Source organism: Bradyrhizobium vignae, from assembly GCF_900324035.1.
GTDB lineage: Bacteria > Pseudomonadota > Alphaproteobacteria > Rhizobiales > Xanthobacteraceae > Bradyrhizobium > Bradyrhizobium vignae.
In genome coordinates this window covers 7,037,602-7,057,378 of record NZ_LS398110.1, presented here as the reverse complement: position 1 = coordinate 7,057,378, position 19,777 = coordinate 7,037,602, and the positions used below count along the sequence as shown (strand labels likewise).

At 58.3% G+C, this 19,777-nt stretch carries 13 protein-coding genes; 7 read left to right on the top strand and 6 right to left on the bottom strand.

Annotation, left to right across the window (positions count from 1 at the left end; genetic code table 11):
* Positions 1-92: 92 nt before the first annotated feature.
* From BRAD3257_RS33940 to BRAD3257_RS33920, 4 genes are all read right to left on the bottom strand, one after another.
* On the bottom strand, positions 93-725 hold the full coding sequence (locus tag BRAD3257_RS33940; protein WP_122405442.1) for a CpaD family pilus assembly lipoprotein: 633 nt from the start codon (positions 723-725) through the stop codon (positions 93-95).
* A 10-nt stretch (positions 726-735) separates the two neighbouring features.
* Complete coding sequence (locus tag BRAD3257_RS33935) at positions 736-2,190, bottom strand: type II and III secretion system protein family protein (RefSeq protein ID WP_122405441.1); 1,455 nt, start codon at positions 2,188-2,190, stop codon at positions 736-738.
* Positions 2,191-2,216: 26 nt separating this feature from the next.
* Entirely contained in the window at positions 2,217-2,906 is a 690-nt protein-coding gene (locus BRAD3257_RS33930) for a response regulator (RefSeq protein ID WP_122405440.1), read from the bottom strand.
* 2,054 nt (positions 2,907-4,960) lie between these two features.
* Positions 4,961-5,926 (bottom strand): hypothetical protein, encoded by a 966-nt coding sequence (locus tag BRAD3257_RS33920; protein ID WP_174221609.1) that lies wholly within the window; start codon positions 5,924-5,926, stop codon positions 4,961-4,963.
* A gap of 591 nt (positions 5,927-6,517) precedes the next feature.
* On the opposite strand from BRAD3257_RS33920, the gene BRAD3257_RS33915 reads away from it, so the two are divergent.
* On the top strand, positions 6,518-6,961 hold the full coding sequence (locus BRAD3257_RS33915) for a VirK family protein (RefSeq protein ID WP_122405438.1): 444 nt from the start codon (positions 6,518-6,520) through the stop codon (positions 6,959-6,961).
* 628 nt (positions 6,962-7,589) lie between these two features.
* Here BRAD3257_RS33915 and BRAD3257_RS33910 read toward each other — a convergent pair.
* The gene (locus BRAD3257_RS33910) at positions 7,590-9,845 is read right to left on the bottom strand and encodes a hypothetical protein (RefSeq protein ID WP_122405437.1); all 2,256 of its coding nucleotides are present in this window, start codon (positions 9,843-9,845) and stop codon (positions 7,590-7,592) included.
* Positions 9,846-10,145: 300 nt separating this feature from the next.
* Positions 10,146-11,057 (bottom strand): hypothetical protein, encoded by a 912-nt coding sequence (locus BRAD3257_RS33905; protein ID WP_162500430.1) that lies wholly within the window; start codon positions 11,055-11,057, stop codon positions 10,146-10,148.
* Positions 11,058-12,519: 1,462 nt separating this feature from the next.
* Here BRAD3257_RS33905 and BRAD3257_RS33900 point away from each other — a divergent pair.
* The 6 genes from BRAD3257_RS33900 (at position 12,520) to BRAD3257_RS33875 (ending at position 19,432) form a co-directional block, all read left to right on the top strand.
* On the top strand, positions 12,520-12,837 hold the full coding sequence (locus BRAD3257_RS33900; RefSeq protein ID WP_145987090.1) for a hypothetical protein: 318 nt from the start codon (positions 12,520-12,522) through the stop codon (positions 12,835-12,837).
* A gap of 4 nt (positions 12,838-12,841) precedes the next feature.
* Positions 12,842-14,152 carry an NtaA/DmoA family FMN-dependent monooxygenase gene (locus tag BRAD3257_RS33895; RefSeq protein ID WP_244607814.1) on the top strand — a complete coding sequence of 437 codons (1,311 nt, stop codon included), beginning with the start codon at positions 12,842-12,844 and terminating at the stop codon, positions 14,150-14,152.
* A gap of 114 nt (positions 14,153-14,266) precedes the next feature.
* On the top strand, positions 14,267-15,886 hold the full coding sequence (locus BRAD3257_RS33890) for an ABC transporter substrate-binding protein (protein WP_244607813.1): 1,620 nt from the start codon (positions 14,267-14,269) through the stop codon (positions 15,884-15,886).
* Complete coding sequence (locus BRAD3257_RS33885; RefSeq protein ID WP_122405434.1) at positions 15,861-16,847, top strand: ABC transporter permease; 987 nt, start codon at positions 15,861-15,863, stop codon at positions 16,845-16,847. The genes BRAD3257_RS33890 and BRAD3257_RS33885 overlap by 26 nt, the downstream gene beginning before the upstream one ends.
* Positions 16,844-17,707, top strand: a complete 864-nt coding sequence (locus BRAD3257_RS33880; protein WP_122405433.1) for an ABC transporter permease — start codon at positions 16,844-16,846, stop codon at positions 17,705-17,707. Before BRAD3257_RS33885 ends, BRAD3257_RS33880 begins: the two co-directional genes overlap by 4 nt.
* Positions 17,708-19,432 (top strand): dipeptide ABC transporter ATP-binding protein, encoded by a 1,725-nt coding sequence (locus tag BRAD3257_RS33875; RefSeq protein WP_122405432.1) that lies wholly within the window; start codon positions 17,708-17,710, stop codon positions 19,430-19,432.
* Positions 19,433-19,777: the final 345 nt, after the last annotated feature.

Genomic DNA, 19,777 nt, shown 5'->3' with positions numbered 1-19,777 from the left:
GACCGAGCAAAGGCTGGAGTCCAGGAGGCTCGTCGGCCGATTCCAAACAGAATGCCAACCGACGTTCATGCTGTTCGGGTTCTACGAGCAGCTTATTGGGTTTCTGGCGCAACCCTGGTATGGGTTTCATCCTCCAAATTGCTCCTGTTGCCCACCGTCGTTGCCCCACGTGCGGTGATGGGAAGCACTGCACGATCACCACTGGTCGGCATGACAGCGTGATTGCCTAACAGGTCGCCAGGATCATTGATCGTGACCGCGAGGTTATTCCGGACTGAGCAGCCAAGGGTCGGGTTGAACGAATTCTCGTTCACCGTAGGACCGACGATGGAGAGCGAGGGGCAGACCGGAGGATGAGCTTCGAAAGTGATCGCTTCGATCCTCACCCCGGAACGAGCCGGCAGATCCACACGAGAAGCGGACAGGAGGATGTTGTAATTGGCAACACCCATGGCGCGAGCCTCGTCGGCGACCTGTGCGATGAGTCTGGGTGAGCCGATGACCCTCACATGGAGGGCATCCCGCCGGCCGCGACTGGTCGCTGCAATAAAGCTTCGCAGCCGATGCCGTTCGGGGCCACGAAGGCTCTGCAGGAACAGCACGCTACTCTTCTGCTCGACCTGGATCTCTTGGTCAGCCGGCGCGGGCTGGATCGAGGCCGTATTTGCGCAGCCACCCATTATTGCCGCAATAAAGATCGGGTAGCACAGATGTCGCAATGTCATTTGACGATCCTCATTCGATAATAAAGCCGGCGTTGCCGGTCAGTCCTGGCGCGCTGGCGCGAGGCGCATCGCGCTCTCGTGGCGGCCGGGCCACCGTGTTCGTCAAAATCCGCCCCGCGTCTGAGGGCGGCGAGATGCGGTCGCTTGGCGCACTCATCTTGTTCGGATTCGATGCGGGCCGCACGATGTAGGGCGTGACAATAATGACCAGTTCGGTTTCACGTTTTTGAAACGATGAGGAGCGAAAAAGTGCGCCCAGGATGGGCACATCACCAAGCCAGGGAAACTCGCCGATGTCAGTGTTGAAGTTGCGCCTGATGAGGCCGCCGATTGCAAAGCTCTGACCGCTGGCGAGCTCGACCACGGTGCTCGCCCGCCGAGTCGAGAGGGCAGGGACCGCCATGCCATTGATTTTGACTTCGCCTTCGCTCGACAGTTCGCTGACTTCGGGCTTCACCCGGACGTTGATCTGATTATTGTTGAGAACCGTCGGAACGAACTCGAGGCTCACGCCGAACTGGCGAAATTGGACCGAAACCTGCCGGTTATCCTGCATCACCGGAATGGGGAATTCGCCGCCGGCGAGGAAGCTTGCCGCTTCGCCGGACATCGCCGTCAGATTCGGCTCAGCCAGGATTGAGGCTAGGTGCTCGCTTGCGAGAGCGTCCAGAACAGCGCTCAAGTTGGTGTTGCCGGCGCTAAACCCAATCCCGATCGTGCCGCCGCCGCCGGCTGCGCCGGACCCTCCCCCTTTGCCGGTGACAAGGAAAGCGCCGTTTGGGCTCGAGGCGGTGAAGTTGATGTTGAGATCCTTGACCGCGCTGCGGGAGACCTCTGCCACCCGGACGCTGAGATTCACCTGTAATGAGCCGGCGACCTGGATCTTGTTGACTACCAGCGCGCCAGCCCCAAGAAACTGCTCAGTGACCTTCCTAGCGGTCTCGACGACCTCGGCATTAGGCGCCGTACCGCTAAGGATCGCACCGCGCGGGGTATAGCTGACCTGAATCGGATAGTCGCCGACCTCGGCCTTCAGCGCGGCCCGCAGATCCTCGATCGGTTGGGTGACGACAACACGCAGCTCGGCGAGAGCCTCTCCATCGTCGTTTAGCGCGAACAGGCTAGTCCGTCCCGACTTTTTGCCAAAGACGAAAATCGTGGTGTTCGAAGGCGCCTGATAATCCGCAATGGCCGGGTCGGCAATAAAAATGCTCGCAGCCGGTCCGGTCAGATGAACTGTCTTTCCCTGTGAGGAGGTAAGGTTGAGCGTGCCGGTGGTGCTGCCAGGCGCAGCACGTGGCGGTTCTCCTTTGCCCTCTCGCTTTGCCTGAGCTGCGGCAGCAAGCGGAAGTAGCAGAGCGACTGCGCACAGGGCGTAGCAGAGGCGGGGAAAAGCGGCAGAGTGCGAGCTGCTGGCGACCACCGACGGCTCATCGGCGGCGGCGTCATTGTTAACGACGTTCAAGGGATTGTTGCCTTCAAGTGAGACTGCTAGGCAGCCGATGCTGCGCCGATGAGTTCAAGGGTGTAGCCGACTCCGCGCGCGGTCTTGATCCTGAGCGTTGCCCCGGCCTGGTTCAAATGCGCTCGTAAGCGGTAAATCCCGACCTCCAGCGCATTGGTCGAGACCTCGTCGTCAAATGCATACAAGCTTTCTTCGAGCGCTGTGCGGGGCACGGTACGGCCCGCGCGGTTGAGCAAATGTTCGAGAATGCACACTTCGCGGCGCGCAATTCTCAGTACTCGCCCACCGACGGAGACCTGTCTCGCGATCGGATCGAAATGCAGATTCCCGAATGTCACCACCGGCGCCGTCATCTGCGTTGATCGTCGCAAAATAGCTCGCATGCGAGCAATGAGTTCGTCGATAGACACTGGCTTTGGCAGAAAATCATCTGCGCCCGCATTGAAAATTGCAATCCGCCGGCTGAGATCATTGAGACTGCTCATCATCATAGCCGGCATTGATCGTCCCTCGCGCCGCAACTGCTTCAGCCAGTCCAATCCGTCTCCATCGGGCAAAACCGATTCGAGCAAGACCATGTGGTAGTTCGCGCAATCGAGCGCGGCCGACGCTTCATCCAGCGTGCGCGTCACGTCGACGACGAACCCATAATTTAAGAGCGTTTCCTTCACGGCGCGGCCAAAGTCCGCATGATCATCAACCAGGAGAATTCGCATTCATCGCCTCTCGTCCATCCTCGCCAGGACTTGAGCGTGTCACGCTTGACCATGAGAGTCGGCGGAACCCTGAGGCTGCCGCTTTGGCGTGAAATCGAAAAGCCGTAAACGACACGCAAGAGCTTGTTGGCAGGCGACCCATGTCTGCGCGTCCATCGTCATGGGATAGGTGGAGGCCTGCGGCGGATAGCTTGCGCGGGCGGCGCGGCTCACAATTTCCCTTACGCCGGCAAGAGCTCTGCAATCTCTGACGAGGCTGAGAGTCCTGGCCGCGCGCTGATGCATCTGTAGGCCGAGCATAGCGGTTCCTGCATGCGCTACGCGAGCGCCTGCAGTAGCGATAGCGCCAAACCGCCCGAGCGAAACGAAAGCGCAGGCGAGAGCGGCTGTATTTGGCGCCGAACAGACTTGCGAAACCGACATGGAAACTCCCTGATTCGTCTTGATCCGCGGTCAGTCCTGCAAGGCTGTTGAGCCCGTAGTGTCGTCACGTCACGACAACGCAAGTGTTCCGCGTTTGAGGACACTTCACCCGCTAAGCATCCGCCAATGGGCTGGAAAAGGCCGAGATGCGCGACGAGAGGATCAACACGCGCCCCATCGGCGGGATACACATCCTCTCGCTAGCCGATGATAGCCAAGCAAGATGTCAACTGCCCCGAAGTTCGGTCGCTCCGGAGACGTTATCCGCCGCAGTCGAGCAAATGCTGCCAACGGAGGACAAATTGAGTCCGGCGTTGCCATCATGCATTGTCTGAGGTGGTTACGCCGGCTCCGTTTCGTCAGACGGGGTGAACGGCGAAAGAATGATCTAATCTCGAGCTTGGAATCGGCCTGTGGTCGGCATAGGCGAAAGAGCGATTGTCCGCGTTGTTCTCGCGCGCTGGATCCTGGTCTGGCTGCGAGGAGGGTGCGGCATCCTGCGCTCACAGAGCAGATGAACGACGCAAGCTTTGAAGGGGAGCAGTCGAGCACTGTGACGAGGCGGATCGGCCGAGCATTGAGGTGTTGAGACGTTCGCAAGTGTTGCTACCTGTCAGGAAGAATTCACGCGAGCGGATTCTGTCGCGAGACTGTCGGAAATCCTACAATCTGACGCTGGGTAAGATTCAAGTGCCCTTAAAGGCTCCTTGTAGCGTGGCCCTCAAATTCGGAATCGTTGCGAGGCAAACGGCGACACAGTTCGGCCATGCCGTCGACCTGCGCGTGACGGTCGGTCTCGCTCTTTCCTACGTCGTGAGCATTTGTCCATCCAATTGAGAGTAGCGCCAGAAACCCCTTTGACCTGCGCGAAGAGCCAGTCGTTGTTATCAGGCTTTGCGCAAACCATGACGCCAGGATCGGGCGATCCGATCCGCCTCATACGTGGCAATTTAGCGGGAAGATCATGGCGAGGCGCGGGATGCGTCCACCCGACGACAGGAGCGTCGTGCGAGCAAAGTTGTGCGGCAAGGGACTGAGGAGAGAATCGATTGCCAGACGTCATCTTGAATGCGGCCTCCATACATTGCGATCGACTATGGGGCGTTTAGGTGTGCTCGGCAAAATCGATTGTTTTGATGGAACGCATCCAGGGGGCGGATCGGCCGTACTGCAACAGCGCCGCTTGCTGCGGACGAGTGAATAACTGATACGATCACGGCCGAAACACCTGTTGGTTGACCGCGCGGTTAATGTCAGGCCGATCTAGCTAAGGCGGGGAGCGTTCAGCGGCTTACCTCATCAAAGCCGCCCGTCAGCCGCGAGGGGCGGCTAACAAATTGATGCCGGGCGGTGTCACAACACATCCAAGATGCAAGGATGCTCCAACGAGAGGGCTGGGGAGAGAGGATGATCCGGCGTCCTCCCGACCGTCGGAGGCGCGTTCTTCGTCGCAGCCCTCAGCCGCTGTACCGGTCGATCGGCGAGTTGATCGTGCCATCGGTCAAGCCGCCATTATGCTCAAGCTGTTATGCGTGAGGCGGAGCTGGTGTGCCGTTTTCTAGTTCCTCCTTGGGCTGTGTTTTGGTGCTTGACGCCTACGAACCCGCCAAACGGCGCAGTCGACAGACCATCTACTCATTACCCTCGCGCTTGTAGGGATTTGCCTCGCTAGCGGTCCGGTAGCCTTCCAAATTGCCGCCCAGGAACAGGCGTTCGGTTTCTCGAGTTGGCGTTCTACCCAGTGAGCACATTAAATCGACGTCCCCATCGATGGTGTCCTGATCTTCGGCATTCATTCCAAGCGCAATGCTCCTCAGCACGTCGTCCGGCGTCCAGATAGTGGACTTCGGTACGGTGTAGGTGTGCAGCGCGTCCGCATTGTTGGCGATCGCTCTCGCCCAAGGATCACGAGAGACGACGAGTTTTGTCGGATCCTCGACCAACGATACGAAGGGTGATGCTGTTGTCTTGCCGCGCATATGCCAGCCAGCTTGGCGCGCTCGGTCCATAGGATACCGCTCCAGAGGATCTCCAACGGAAGAATGATCCCGAGCTGTGTTGCGGACATGCGATATTGCGCTCGTGTTTTCTTCCGTGCGCGGCTTGCAATGATTGTCCTGATTTTGAAAACGCCGCAGCGTGACATATGACGACCCCGCTACGTCGTCGAATACGCGGTCTCGATCAATGTCACCATCGATCGCCGATGACCAACGTGCTGCTTGCTGCTTGGCAAGTGCGATCTCGTGCCGAAGTGCTTCAAGAGTGGCACCTGTCAGTGTTGCGGCAAGCTGAGCGCGCGCACTGACGAATGATGCGGCTGGATAGCGACTGGGTTCCGAGGCCGCCTCGTGTGGCGCAGATGAGGGCGTGGCGCTCGCAGGATCTGCCGCTAAGGAGACCGACTCCGAGGTTGGATAGCGCGAATTCAAGTCGTCTGGAGCCAAGTCATTCAGCTGCCGCTCAAAGCTTGCTTGAGCGTCTGAACTTGTCGGTGCGCTGGTGTAGGCGCTAAGCCCGTCCTGCTGCCCACCGACGTGGTGCGGCTGGTGAACCTCAAAGGAATTGTCTGGGGCATTCCGTGGATCGACATTCATCTCACTCTCCTTCGAAGTGCCGCCTGTCGGCGCGGATTGTTGCAGCTCCAGCTTTCCGGAAGCTGACGGACCATAAACGCCATTTAGCTTAAGCGCTGCCTTGTGGCTTCTGGCACTGCTGATTCGATTAGGTTCAGATCGGGGGCATCGACCGCCGCGAAGCGTTCGCTCCACCACCTCATTGCGGACGCCTCGCCTCGAGTAGACGGTCCTTGAGACTAAGAAGGACAAGCAAGCGGATGCGCCTGATCGAGTTATTCTTTCGTAGGTCGTCTGCTTGTGCAGATGTGACGGCTGCATTTTCTCGCTTAAAGGGCCTGCAGTTGGCGAGCGCGACCGCTCGCCGTTTTGTGTTCCAAACGGCCGACCATCAAACGAATCGTTCTAGTCGACGCCCGCGAGCCGAGGCCCCTAGAAAACCTGACCTACGAGGTTGTGACGTCGGAATAGCCGTCACAACCACTTGCGCCTGATTGCGGCAGGCTGCTTTTGTACAGGTGCGGGCGCGCTTGCTGAATGAAAACCAAACAAGTCGCCAGCACGACATGTTGAAAAACGTAAGCTGTGGTACTTACCGAGGGAGAAGAGCATATGAAGATTACCGGCAAAGGACTGACGATCCTGTTGTCGTCCTTGCTTTCGGTCGCGAGCGCTGGCACTTTGGCGAGAGCCGATGAGCCCTCACCGAAATACACCGAGGTGCTCAATGCGCTGCAGACGGGAAAGAATGTGAAGCTCATACTGGACATGAGCCGCTGTAACCCCGCGGAGGGTGGCAAGCCTGCATCGGCGACGCAGGCCGGTCTGGTTATCAACGCATTCAGGGTGACGGCCCAGAACGGAATCAGCTTCGCCAATGCTCATCAAACCGTCGACAGCTCTGGGCATGCCGTGACCGAGTACATCCGCCATAGTCTTAGCCGCGAAGGCAAGCTGACGGTGCGAGCCTCGAAGCTTGTTGTCGGAACCACCGAACTTGTGAATCAAGGCGAATTCATCTGCGAAGTCCCGGATGGCGCAAAGTTCATCTGGTAACGAAGAGCACAGAGAAGAGGGGCGCTCCGAAGAGTTGCTTCTTTAATTCTGTAGAGACCGTCGCACTATGACTCGGATCCTTTCGATCTCAGGGACGCGGAGGTTTTCTGGCCGTCTTTTCGTCTGCGAAGGAGCGGGTTGCGGCAACTTGCTGCTGTTCGACCAAGGTAAGTCATGAGGGCCGTCGATCTCCCGTCGATCTCAGCGATTGGAGCATCGGCGGTCCGGCTTGTCATCATCTGGGTTGGAGCCAAGGCTTCTCAGTTGAACGCTCTAGATGAGCTGGGCGAGGTACGTCCCCACGCCCTCCGCGGCTGTTGAGGAGTGTATTTACAACCCGATCAAGCGGCGGACTCGCCATGATTTCGCGCGACACGCGGCTGCCCCTGGATGCGCTCGTATCTTTCACCCCGCGTCTTTTGGAAGGCTTTCACTTGAAACTTCCGTGCTGCCCAATGCAGCCGTAAAGTCATTGAACGATCCCGCCTAAGATCATCGCTGTGAACGGGCGGTACAGGTTTGCTCCCGCCCGAATCATTCGTTGAGGCGCTCCTGATTTACCAAAATAAGCGATCCAACGTGGATTCGCGAGCTTGAGCGGCTGCCCGCGGTGTCGACCGCATATTGTTCAGCCAAATTGCGGCCGATGGAAGAGAAGAACGCGGCCACCGGGTAGGCTTTCAGCCGTGTAGGGCTCGCCATGGATCAAAAAGCAGGTCATGGGGGCGTCCTGGCTCGGCAGAAGGCCAAGGTTTTGGAGCATGTCAATCACGCGAGGCGAAGCTTCTCGCGGGCCGTGCCTCCAATCGTTGCCGAAAAATTCTCCGAGTTCAGGCACTTGTGGGAACGAGTGATGGCCCGAGAGGGGCGCGGCGGATGGCATTTGAAGGTTCGCCGCCTGTAATTCTAACCAGGAGGGAAGATCAAACCCAGATGAGAGGCCGTAGGTATGCGGGGGAGCCGCCGGCGTCACGAGCGCAGCGTCACTCCTCGAAGCGAACCTTGGGTGATGGATGAGTTGAACGTCATTGGATCCTCTCGGCCCCAGCACGGCTGTATAGCGTTCGCCGCCAATCTCATAGTTCATGAGCGGATATTCCGCATTAGGCAAGAAGTCCCACTTGCCCAGCTCTGAAAGCATCATGTCTGGAGCCGGCTGGGTGCAATGGAGAAAATCGTTGGGCACTGCGAATGAAACGTCAAATGTATCGCCAACAGCGGGAGAGCGCAGATGGACGAGCTGAAGATCGCCATACCCACGCGGTCCTAACACACCCGAATAGCGTTCACCGTGGATGTCGTAGGTCTTTACCCGCTGTGCTGCATCCGGCATCTGACCCCACCGGCTGAGCTTGGAACGCATCATGTCGGGTGCGGGCTGGGTGCCGTGGGAAAAACCTTCGGTAACGGCCAAGGAGGCGTCAAAGCTCTTGCCGGCGGTCTCCCCATCTTGATTCATCATCCGTGAAAAGTCTTTCTCAGAGGCGGGACCCTGCGGTCGTGAGCTGGGCTGCCAAATCACGGCATCGAAAGGATCCGCTCCGCCGGCGCTATCGGTTGTCGCCTCCATTGCCGGCCATAACTTCGATACCTCCAGATCGAAAGCAGGCGCAAACTGGTCTCGATCCGCAGCATCGAAGAGCTCTTGCTGGACGACACTTTGCACGTGCGGAGGGGTGGCCGAGCCGGCGGTTGGCCAACGGACCGGTGCATCGTTGGATGCCGTCGGCAAGGCCTCGCGATTAGCAGCACCTAGGAGCTGATCGCGGGCGACATCTTGCACGGGCGAGTGGGCGACCGAACTCATGCTCGGCAAATGCACCGGTGCACTGACTGGCGGCAGGCCCTCGCGATCGGCGGCATCGAATAGCACTTCCTGTTCGCAACTCTGCAGGGGCAAGGGGGCGGCGGCACGCATTTGCTGCCAAAGTACCGGCGCATCGAAGCTGACAGGTGGAGGCACATCGTTTTGGCGCACAGCGTCGAAAAGCATATCCTGTGCGACAAGCTGCGCTGGAGAACGAGGAGTTAAACCCATTCCCTCCCAAAACTGCAGAGCATTGAAACCGCCCGCCGGCAATGAGCCCTCCGCGTTCGCTAACGGCTGTTCACGTTCGAAAAGCTGGACGGGTAAATCGGCGGCCGGCTGCATTGACTGGCGCGAGTCGCCCCCGTAACTTGGCGAGTTGTCCCGCCCCGCGATGCGGCGATAGTCATCCAGCCTGTTCAACGCATAGATCAGTTTCTTGTCCTTCGGAAACAAAGCATCGGCATAGCCGAGCAGCGCTTTGTGGCTGAGCTTGGTAATCGACAAGGGGCGCAATGCTGCCGCTAGCTTGCGAAGACCGCTAGCGTAATTTCCGGCGGTTTTTGCGTCCATTGCTCGACCAAAGCCCGCATCAGTCGCCTCTCTGATGAGGTTGGCGTCTTCCTTGGACGGACGATAATGAGTTGTGGGGGGCGGAGCGGTATCGCTGGGCTCCCGGTACCTACTCACCATTGACAGTGCAGGGACGATGACCTTGTCTTCTGGCAGGAGCTGCTTGGAGCGCTCAAGCAACGTATCGTCATCGAGCTCAGCAATTGAGTGACCAGACCGCTTCAGCAGCTCCGCCAATTTGCGAAGCCGACGGTCATAGATTTCAATGGTAATCGCCTTTGGCGGTGGGCCTCGTTCAAGGGCAGCACCAGATGCTGCTTGGATGAGGCGATCGTCTTGTTCGGTGATGTCATAAAGCCCGCTATGGGAATATACCGGGCCAAGCTGTCGCGTCTCTCGCAAGTGTTGCTCGAACACCGCTTGCGGTTCTTTGGGCTGTTCGGCCCTGGTATCTGACGCAGCGGAATCTTTATACGCTGGGTTGATCGCGTCGTATCGATCCATGCTGCAGTCCGCGGGCTTCGTTTCCTCGTTCTCTCGCTATTCACGTTAGCTTTCCAAAACCTGACCCGGCCGGCCGACAAGTTAGAGAATGTTGGTCGGCAAGTGCCTTTTCGAGCCCGACGACAAGTGCGGCGAACGTAAAGACGGTACAGGCTTCGGCTAAAACTCTGGTTTTCCAGGGTGGGGTACGCGGAGACTCCCCCGACGGCCAGCTCGGCCGGAGCATTATAGACGGAGAGAAGGCTGCTTTCGATTTCCGAGCATCGAAAACAGCCGAGTTATCTTGCTAAGCCTCCACCCTCAATCTTCTTTGCCTGACTTTCTGTATGGATTCGATGTGCTCGCGGTCCGATAGTCATCCAGATTCCCGCCCAGAAACAATACCTCGCGCTCCTCAGTTGGGGTATCGCTCACCCAGGCCAGGTCGGGTTCATCATCCTCAGTCCCGTCCTCAAGAATACTGACGATCTCATCGGCCGTCCAAGCGGTGATCCTCGGCACCGTGTACGTGTGCAACTCATTCGCATTTTCCGCGATCACTTTGGCGCCATACTCGTTGTCGTCGTCCGGCGAGAGGAGCAATTGTGAGGCCTCCTCGGACAATGAGACAAAGGGCGAAGAAGTGGTGTCGCCCCTCATGTGTTCTGCCGCTGCGCGACCCAGATCAAGTCGTTGGCCTCCCCAGATATTCCAGGGGGCGGCGTCGAAACGCGCAGCCGCCATAGAACGCAAATGGGCCATCGCGGTTTGATTGGCCAACCCGCGCGGCTTGCAATGGCTGGCGTGGTTTTGGAAGCGCTGCAGCTCCGCGTATGAGGATGCTACCACGTCGTCGTAAACCCGGCTACTATCCACGCCGCCGGCCGACGGTCCAGTCGCTCCTGACCATGGCGTTGATGTCTGCGCAGCGAGTTCGATTTCTCTTCTGAGTTCCGCAACGTTCGCGCAGGTCAGCGTTGCGACGAGTTGAGCGCGCGCTCTTACAAAGTTTGCGGCTGTGCATCGTTCGCTCTTCGGGATAAGGTCCGCTCTCCTATTGCCTTCCGTTGCAGTTCGGGACGATCCACCCCCGGCTGAAGCTGGTGCTGGGAGGACTGGCCGATGCTCTCCAAGCCGCAGCTCAAAGTCTGCTTGCGGCGCAGTCTCTTCCTGGTGCGGCTCGACGTAACTGATGTGAGCCGCGGACGCGTTGACGTTGTCAAATGGGTTCATTCCCTTCTCCCACTGGTTGCCTTGTCAATGTCATCGAGCAAAGTTGGTCCGATAAGGATCAGAGGCTGAGCCGGGCGCAACTCTCGATAAAATTGCGGCGGACGGTATGTTGAGGGCGTACGGAACGGGCTGAGCCAGGATCCAGGTCCTTCTCTTCCAGGTCTTGAGCCATCAAGTGGGCCTGCTAGTCCGAGAGAGATGTTGCTATGCTAAAGGGCTTAGCTGTCGAATAGCTGACCAGGCCCATAGGTTGAAGTAAAGTTCGGGCCCTTGCCGCTTTGCTGGCGGGCCTGTTGTTCATTGCAGAGTTGAGTTGGCGGACCCTTCGCCCCTGTCCAGCTCCACGGCAGCGCGGTGTGAATGGTCTGGGAGAAGCGGTGCGCGAAAGCGCTGCAATCGGTGAGCTTGCGCTGGGTGATAAGTTCATCTGGGCCAGCTTGCATTGTGCGCGAGTCGATGTCGTTGAAAGGTTCGTCCAGGGGCTAGCTCTGATCCGAGTAGTCGATGCCGCAGCCATCGGGCTCGTGATTGCGCCGGTCTGGCGCATTGTGCTTTGTTGGGACTGCTGTTTGGGGCGAGGAGTCGCGCGGGCGCGGCGAAGGCTGGTCGCAAAACACAACCCGCTCGATGCAATTTCAATCCAGGCATCCGCCGCGAGACGTTGAATTGCCAACCAGACGTGACAAGACCACGAACGATCCAGCCCAAGAGGCTACCACTCCCATGTGCCGGTAAGCGACGCGGTCCGATATCCTGCTGGGTGACTTCGTCGACGTTAATGCGCCGCGTTTCTTGATGCTCAAAGGCGCCTGTGTCCAAGCTAGCTGAGTCCCGATGCACATATCGGCGTGCTCGCGGGGCCGTGAAGACGGGCGTTTTTGGCAAATTGGCGGTGCGTCATCACACCCGTAGAGTACGCGAGGACATGCCGGGCGCGAGAGAATTAACGACGCTCCAGCATCCTCGAATCCAGCGCAGCTTCGAAGCGTTGCGCGTAACGCTGCATCTATAATCTAGAATGATTCATCGCATTATTAGATGGTGGGCTTGGCGATGCCTTATTGATCGGATGTCACTTTGCGGCGCAGCAGCAAGCGGTTGACCAATCATGTCGCGCGAAAACTGCCGTGTGCTCTCGAGCGCATCGGGTCTTCTCTTTCGCATCGCGCCGGCGCTCCCAATTGCAGTCGCCGCAATTACGCAGAGCGCGTTCGGTGAGTCTGGTCAGAGAACGCTTGGATTTGAGCGATCGAAAGTAAAACATCGCAATAGAAGAGGATGCCAAGAGACGATAGTAGATTGAAATACTCAACTATTGCGTTTGCACGGTCTGGACCTCTAAAGATCCTCTAGCTTGATCATTGCTAGCCCGGCCCGGAGTCCAAACATTTGGATCGCGAATGCCATCCAAAACCTCTTCCTAAAAAGGGAGCGAGCTTCTGATGAAGTCTGGAGAGGCGATGTGAGTGTACTCGTGTGGAAGCAACCAGTCGCTGGAAACAAGCTGCTACGTGCACGTCAATCGGCAACCCGCGTGGTCGAAGCTCTTCTCGTCCGCGCCTGCTCGGAGAAGATGGCAACACCTAGCAAAAGCTTCTTTGGTGACATTCTTCTCCCATCATCCGACTGTTTGTTGTCTATCGCTCAAATTGATTGCCCGGAGCGCATGAAAGGTGAGCTTGCGCGAAAGCGCAGGGCTGCTGACGAGATCAACTTGTCCACAAAGCCCGCCAAGCAGCTCAGAATCCGCCGCATGAGGGGCTGTGATGTCTTCGGGTAGCTCCATGCTTCATCTTGGCTTAAATCTTCATGGTGCGGGTGGTCATTCCGCCGCGTGGCGCTGGCCGGGCACAAATCCAAGCGCCTTTTTCGACATCGAGCACTACGTCCGCGCTGCGAAGATTGCGGAGCACGGTCTGCTGGATGCTGTGTTCCTCGCCGATACCCCCGCGATAAGTTCCGACATCACGCACCAGCCGCCGCTTAATGGGCTCGAACCGACGCTGGTTCTCGCTGTGATTGCACGTGAAACGGAGCGAATTGGCCTGATTGCGACGGCCTCGACTACCTACAACGAACCATACAATCTTGCTCGGCGCTTCCAATCGCTCGATGTCATCAGCCGCGGGCGCGTTGCGTGGAACGCGGTCACGACGTCGAGTCCGGCGACGGTTGCGAACTTTGGCGGTCGAGAGCTCGGGCGAGCGGATCGCTACAGACGTGCGGAGGACTTCGTTGAAACGGTCCGTGCTCTCTGGCTGAGCTGGAGCGGCGAGATGGTCATCGCCGATCAGGCTGCGGGTGTTTACGCAGATCAGAGCCAGTTCCGCCTGCTCGATCCCGCTAGCAATAGTTTCGGCATCCGAGGACCACTTACGCATCCCGCCTCGCCCCAAGGCCACCCAGTTATCGTTCAGGCGGGCGGTTCGGATCCCGGACTACGGCTTGGCGCCCGCAGTGCAGATGTCGTGTTTGCGGCAGCCGGGGACTTGTCAACGGCTCAGCAGGAGGCAGAGCGCCTGCGCGCGCTTTCTCGGCACTTCGGCCGCCCTGCGGCCCCGCTCATCCTGCCAGGCCTTGTCACCTGTATCGGGGGCACCGAGGAAGAAGCGGCGCGTCGCAAAGAAAGCCTTGATGGACTGCTCGATCTGGATCGCGCCGCCGCCGCTCTTGCACGAAGCATGGGCGTGGCGGTCGAGAAGCTCAGCCTCGAAAGGCCGATCCCGGAGGAGATTTTGCCCACTGCAGATGATGTTCCGTTTTCTGTCGGTCACCATCGCACGATTGAGACTCTGGCGCGCCAAGGTCGGACGGTCCGCGAAATCATCAGCAGCGTTCAAGCGTTTGGCCACCGCTTGCTCGTGGGGGCACCCGAGCAGATCGCGGATTCGATTGAGGCATGGTTCCGCGCTGGCGCAGTTGATGGTTTCAACATCATTCCGGACGTGCTGAAAGATGGCACTTCAGCGTTTGTCGACAATGTGGTGCCCATTCTGCAGAAGCGCGGGCTCTTTCGCAAAGAATATCGCGGGCAGACGCTGCGAGAGCATTTCGGACTTTCCATTCCATCCCAGCCGGGCCCGAGCCACAGCTAGGTCACCGTTATGACGCGTCCTCAACATCAGATGATTTGGAGACTGGATATGCATTTGTCGAATGCGCGGTCAACGAGGCGCTTCACTGGACAGTTGTACTATCCAGCAAGAACCGTGAAGGCGACCCTTCTCGTGCTCTTGGGCCTGTCCCAACTGCCGTCAAGCATTCATGCTCAAGAAGCCTCAGCCGGTAGCGTAAAGCGAGGAGGCGTTATTCGTTACGGGCATTTTCAAGAGCCTTCTTGCCTGTTCGGGGGCTGGGTGCAGCAATGGTATCTGCAACGTCAGTACAGCGATAATCTGGTTGCGCGCAGCGAGGGCGGCAACATTGTGCCATGGCTTGCCGAGTCTTGGACGATCTCCGACGACAAGAAGGTGTACACATTCGCGATAAAGCCAAATGTCAAGTTTACCGACGGGACTGCGCTCGATGCGCAGGCTATCGCAGACAATATCAACGGATGGCTTAGCAACGATCCAGATCTTCGCAATCCGACTGCCGCTCCCTATCTTGGCGATAGCTTCGAATCGGCAACTGCAATTGCTCCTCTGAGATTGCAGGTAAAGTTAAAGGTGCCGTTCCAACCCTTGCTGAAAGTGTTCGCGCAATCCTCGCAAGGCATTCTCTCGCCATCGGCACTCAAACGTGGACTTACGGTCAATTGCGAGAACCCTGTCGGTTCCGGCCCATTCATTGTTGAGAAGTGGCACCATGGGCGAGAAGTCATCTTCCGCCGCAATCCCGACTACAATTCGGCCCCGGCCACCGCAAAACATCAAGGGCCAGCTTACGTTGACGGGATCACCTGGAAGTTTTTGCCAGATCAGACGGTCCGCTACGGCTCGCTGATCACGGGGGAGACCGATGCCATATACGATATCCCGGCTGTTGCATGGAAGGACGCCAACTCCCGCTTTTTCGTATTGCGGCACCTTACTGGCGGCACCCCCCTGCGCTTGGCGTTGTATACGGCCCGGCCCCCATTTGACGACGTGCTCGTCCGCAAGGCCTTTGCCTATTCTACTGACCGAAGGGCCGCGGTTGACACATCGTTCCTTGGCTCTTTGCCGTTCGAGGGCAATGGGGCGCTAAGCCAGAGCTCGCCGGAATACCTGCCTGAGCTCGGCCATTCCTATGGATACGATGTCCGGAAGGCCAATCAGCTGCTTGATCAGGCCGGTTGGACCGAGCGCAATCGGAACGGAGTTCGTGTCAAGCACGGCAATCCGCTCATCGTGCGCGTTTCCTATTCGAACGCTTTTCTGAAGCCGGATGGCGAGCAAGCCTTGCAAGTTATCCAGCAGCAGGCAAGGGAGGCCGGTTTTGACGTTCGTCTTCAACCCACCAATCCGGCTGATTTCTTCGCCGGCAAAAACCTCGGACCTGATGATTATGAGGTCGTTCTCCTCTATTGGGTTGCCCCCGGGGCCGAGATATTCCGAATCTCGTGGAAGCCCGATCAAAATGGCGAGTCCAATCGCTTCAATCCCTCACGCTACCAGGATCTGACGCTTTGGGACCTCATTCAAAAGGCGGAGCAGGAGTCTAATGCGGTTGAACGTACCACCCTCTACCAGCAGGCGGAACGGAAGATCGTGGATGACGCTCCTGTGATTGGCCTCACGGTGCTGGACGTAACTTTGGCGACTAAGCCGAACCTGAAAGACGTTTGGCTGGACCGCGGGTCAGTTGGCGAACCTGTCTTCTATGACGCTCATTTTGACGACAAATGATGCCATGAAGATAGCAGCCCATCATTCTATAGTTTGGTTCGCGCGTCGGATACTGTCAGGCCTAGTCGTGGTGTGGGCTGCCGCAACATTTGCGTTCGTAATTCAGTGTGTTCTGCCTGGCGATCGCGCGCAGATCATCATCAATGTGACAAGCGGCAACGTCGGACTGGCGTCCTCTGCAGAACTTGCAGCGATCAATGCGAAATACGGATTTGATCAACCGCTCGCGATTCAATACGGAAAATATATATCGGGAATCCTACATGGAGACCTTGGCGAGTCGTACCAGCAGCATCGGCCTGTCGCAGGGATCATCGCGGAACAGATCGGCCCTACCATTGTTCTGGCGGTCACCGCGCTGCTGTTCGCATGGATTATCGCAATCCTGACGACCTTGTTCATCGCCGGCAGAGACAACATATGGGCGAAGTTGCTCAATGACACGCAGGTCTTTTTTGCAACCGCGCCGCCTTATTGGTTGGCCACAATTCTGCTGGTTGTTTTTGCGGTAAAGCTGCGCATTTTTCCGGTCATCGGTGGAAGCTCTCCGGTCGGGCTCATTCTGCCGACAGTTGCGTTGGCTCTTGAACTCTCGGGCTTTTTTGGACAAGTCGTTCAGAACGAGTTCACACGCGTGCTCGAACAGCCGTTCGTTACATCGGCGCGGGCGCGAGGTATGAGTGAGTTCGGCGTCAGGCTTCGCCATGTCCTCCGCCACGCCGCATTGCCCGGCATTACTTTATCAGGTTGGGCGCTCGGCAAACTTCTCTCGGGCGCGATTGTGATCGAGGTGGTGTTTGCCCGTCAAGGCCTAGGTGGTGTCCTTGTTGGTGCAACGTCCTCGCGAGACGTTCCGATTGTCTCGGGAGCTGTTTTGATTTCTGCCGGCCTGTTCGTTCTTGTCAGTTTGATTGTCGATCTGACTTACCGGGTCGTCGATCCGAGGATCAATTTGACATGAGCATGTTTGCCGAAGCCACCGTGTCCCGGCCGCTCAAAGAAGTCCTGGCAATCGTCCGCCATTTTCCGTTCCGAGTTGCCGCCTGTCTTATCATCATTGGCCTCTTTGCCCTCGCGGCTGTAGCGCCAAAGGTGCTGCAGACGCACGATCCGCTCGCTATTGATCTCAGATCGTCATTGCAGTCTCCGTCGTTCGACCATTGGTTTGGAACTGATCAATTGGGTCGAGATCTTTACTCTCGAGTAGTCGAGGGGGCAGGCCAATCCCTGGCTATTGGACTAGGCGCGACGGCGCTGAGCATGTCCATTGCGATCGTTTTCGGCGTCGCCGCCGCACTTTCTGGTGGCGTATGCGACAGCATCCTGAGCCGGATTGTCGACGTGCTCTTCGCAATTCCCACGCTCCTGCTCGCCCTAGTAGTCGTGTCTGTTTTTGGGCCGTCGGTATTGACTGAGGTCATAGCCGTCGGAATCGGCACAGCGCCAGGCTATGCGCGCATGATCAGGGGCCAGATGCTTGCCATTAAGGGGACAGGATATGTGGAGGCCGCTAAGGTGCTGGGACATCCATTTCCCCGTATTGTCCGGAGGCATATTCTTCCCAACGCCATGAACCCGCTGACGGCAATGATGACGATCGGCGTAGGTCAGGCGATTATATGGGCCTCTGGGCTTGCTTTCCTAGGACTTGGCGTCGCTCCCCCGGCGGCCGAATGGGGCGCGCTGCTCAATGCCGGGCGCAACTATGTAATCTACGCCTGGTGGCTGGAGATCATACCCGGTCTGGCAGTTACGGCATTTGCCCTGAGCCTCACCATCATCGGCCGCCACCTACAGGACCGTCTGCAAGGAAAAAAGTGAATGTCGCAGGGTCGCCCCCAGCCTGTCCCGCAGCAGCCAGACCTCCTCACGGTCGATTCGCTGCGTGTTTCCTTCGGTCGCGGCATCCACGAGAAAGCGGTTGTGCGGAATATATCGTTCTCCCTCCAACCGGGACGGTGTCTTGCGATTGTCGGTGAATCCGGCTCGGGCAAGAGCGTCACTGCGCGGGCTCTCATAGGCCTCGCTGGTCGCTACGCCAATGTTCATGCACGCCAGCTAAGCTTGGGCGGGACGGACCTGATGGGTCTTAGCGATCGTGCCTGGCGGCGCATCCGCGGTAACGAGATTGGCTTTGTATTACAGGATGCACTGGTTTCGCTTGATCCGCTTCGCCGGGTCGGCAAAGAGATCGGTGAAGGCTTGCTCCTCCACGGTGCGGTATCATCACGCGAGGAGCTCGCGCAGCGCGTCATTGCTCTCCTTAAGCTCGTCGGTGTCCCTGACCCCGAGACCAAGGCCGAGCAGCTGCCCCATCAATTATCCGGCGGCCAGCGTCAACGAGCTCTCATTGCTTCGGCACTTGCGCTCGATCCCCGCATCCTGATCGCGGACGAGCCGACGACTGCTCTCGATGTGACGGCGCAAGCTCATGTGCTGTCGCTCCTCGAGGAGACCAAAGCGAGAGGCAAGGCTCTGATTCTGATCAGTCACGATCTGGCAGTGGTCTCCCGCGCGGCGGATGAGGTCATCGTCATGCAAGGAGGCGAGGTCGTCGAACGCGGTGGCGCCGTCGAGATATTCAAAGATCCGAGGCACCCCTATACTAGGCAGCTGCTAGACGCCGTGCCATCGGGCCGGCCGCGCGGCTCGCGCCTCTCACCATCGACTATTCTGCGCTCGCCTGCCCGGCACACGCAGCCGGCTGCGCAATCGCCGCCGAAATCTCCTCCCATCCTGCTCGAAGCGACAAGTCTGGTGAAGCGCTTCAAGGGCCCGGATGGCGCTTTACGAGCGGCTGTGGATGGTGTCTCCTTCGAACTGCGATCCGGCGAGACTTTGGGCATCGTAGGTGAGTCCGGATCGGGAAAGTCAACGATGGCGCGCATGGTCCTGGCGCTCGAGGATCCCGACGAGGGAGCCGTTCAGTTTGCAGGCCGCCCTTGGACCGCGCTCGCCGAGCGCGAACGGCGACCTCGGCGGCGGTCGCTATCGATCATTTACCAGGATCCTCTTGGCTCGTTTGATCCACGTTGGACGGTCGGACGCATTATATCCGATAGCCTTCCGAGTGACGTTGAGACACCGCGCAAGCGGCAGGAGCGCGTTATCGAGCTGCTCGATCTGGTCGGGCTATCCGAGGCCCTGCTGGACCGACGACCGCTCGAGCTCTCGGGCGGTCAGCGCCAGCGCGTTGCGATCGCACGCGCGATCGCACCAAATCCTGCCGTCATCGTCTGCGATGAGCCGGTTTCGGCGCTCGACGTCTCGATCCAGGCTCAGGTCCTGGACCTGCTCGGCTATCTGAAGGACCACGTCGGCGTAAGCTATCTCTTCATCTCGCATGATCTCAGTGTTGTTCGTCACATCAGCGATCGCGTCATAGTTATGCGCCGGGGGAGAATCGTCGATAGTGGGGCCACTGAAGAGATATTTCGCAATCCACGGTCTGAATATACCAAGAGCCTTATCTCCGCCATGCCGCGTCTTGTGCGCGACCACCAGATAGGTCATCCAGGTACGATCCTCGAAGAAGGCATCGCATGAACGTCTTCGATGTCCTCGAATTCGATCCTTTATCATAATTGTCTATCTCCGATCGCGAGGCATTCGCCTTTGTGCAGCGAGTTGGTCACGATAGCGCGCTCGTTCATCGCTCGACCAAGACGGTCTGTGGCACGGGTTCCCGCTACATGGACTGGTCGGCGCGCGGATCAGGACTATCCGCGTTCGAACACTCGCTATCGGCGAGGTCGGCAACCCGCAAATGTCGGATTGCAACTCATCGATTGCGTGCCCGGAAAAGGACGGCGGCTCTTGTGCTCCCGCGAATGAACTCGCAATCTTCGCTTTCACGATAGCCTTTGCGCTCATGGTGCGGTCCCTGACAAC

Excerpts from the sequence above, each read along its gene's own strand:
- BRAD3257_RS33930 (WP_122405440.1), bottom strand. The coding sequence starts at position 2,906 with ATGCGAATTCTCCTGGTTGATGATCATGCGGACTTTGGCCGCGCCGTG.
- BRAD3257_RS33940 (WP_122405442.1), bottom strand. The coding sequence starts at position 725 with ATGACATTGCGACATCTGTGCTACCCGATCTTTATTGCGGCAATAATG.
- BRAD3257_RS33905 (WP_162500430.1), bottom strand. The coding sequence starts at position 11,057 with ATGAACCCATTTGACAACGTCAACGCGTCCGCGGCTCACATCAGTTAC.
- BRAD3257_RS33920 (WP_174221609.1), bottom strand. The coding sequence starts at position 5,926 with ATGAATGTCGATCCACGGAATGCCCCAGACAATTCCTTTGAGGTTCAC.
- BRAD3257_RS33910 (WP_122405437.1), bottom strand. The coding sequence starts at position 9,845 with ATGGATCGATACGACGCGATCAACCCAGCGTATAAAGATTCCGCTGCG.
- BRAD3257_RS33885 (WP_122405434.1), top strand. The coding sequence starts at position 15,861 with ATGACGCTCATTTTGACGACAAATGATGCCATGAAGATAGCAGCCCAT.
- BRAD3257_RS33915 (WP_122405438.1), top strand. The coding sequence starts at position 6,518 with ATGAAGATTACCGGCAAAGGACTGACGATCCTGTTGTCGTCCTTGCTT.
- BRAD3257_RS33895 (WP_244607814.1), top strand. The coding sequence starts at position 12,842 with ATGCTTCATCTTGGCTTAAATCTTCATGGTGCGGGTGGTCATTCCGCC.
- BRAD3257_RS33875 (WP_122405432.1), top strand. The coding sequence starts at position 17,708 with ATGTCGCAGGGTCGCCCCCAGCCTGTCCCGCAGCAGCCAGACCTCCTC.
- BRAD3257_RS33880 (WP_122405433.1), top strand. The coding sequence starts at position 16,844 with ATGAGCATGTTTGCCGAAGCCACCGTGTCCCGGCCGCTCAAAGAAGTC.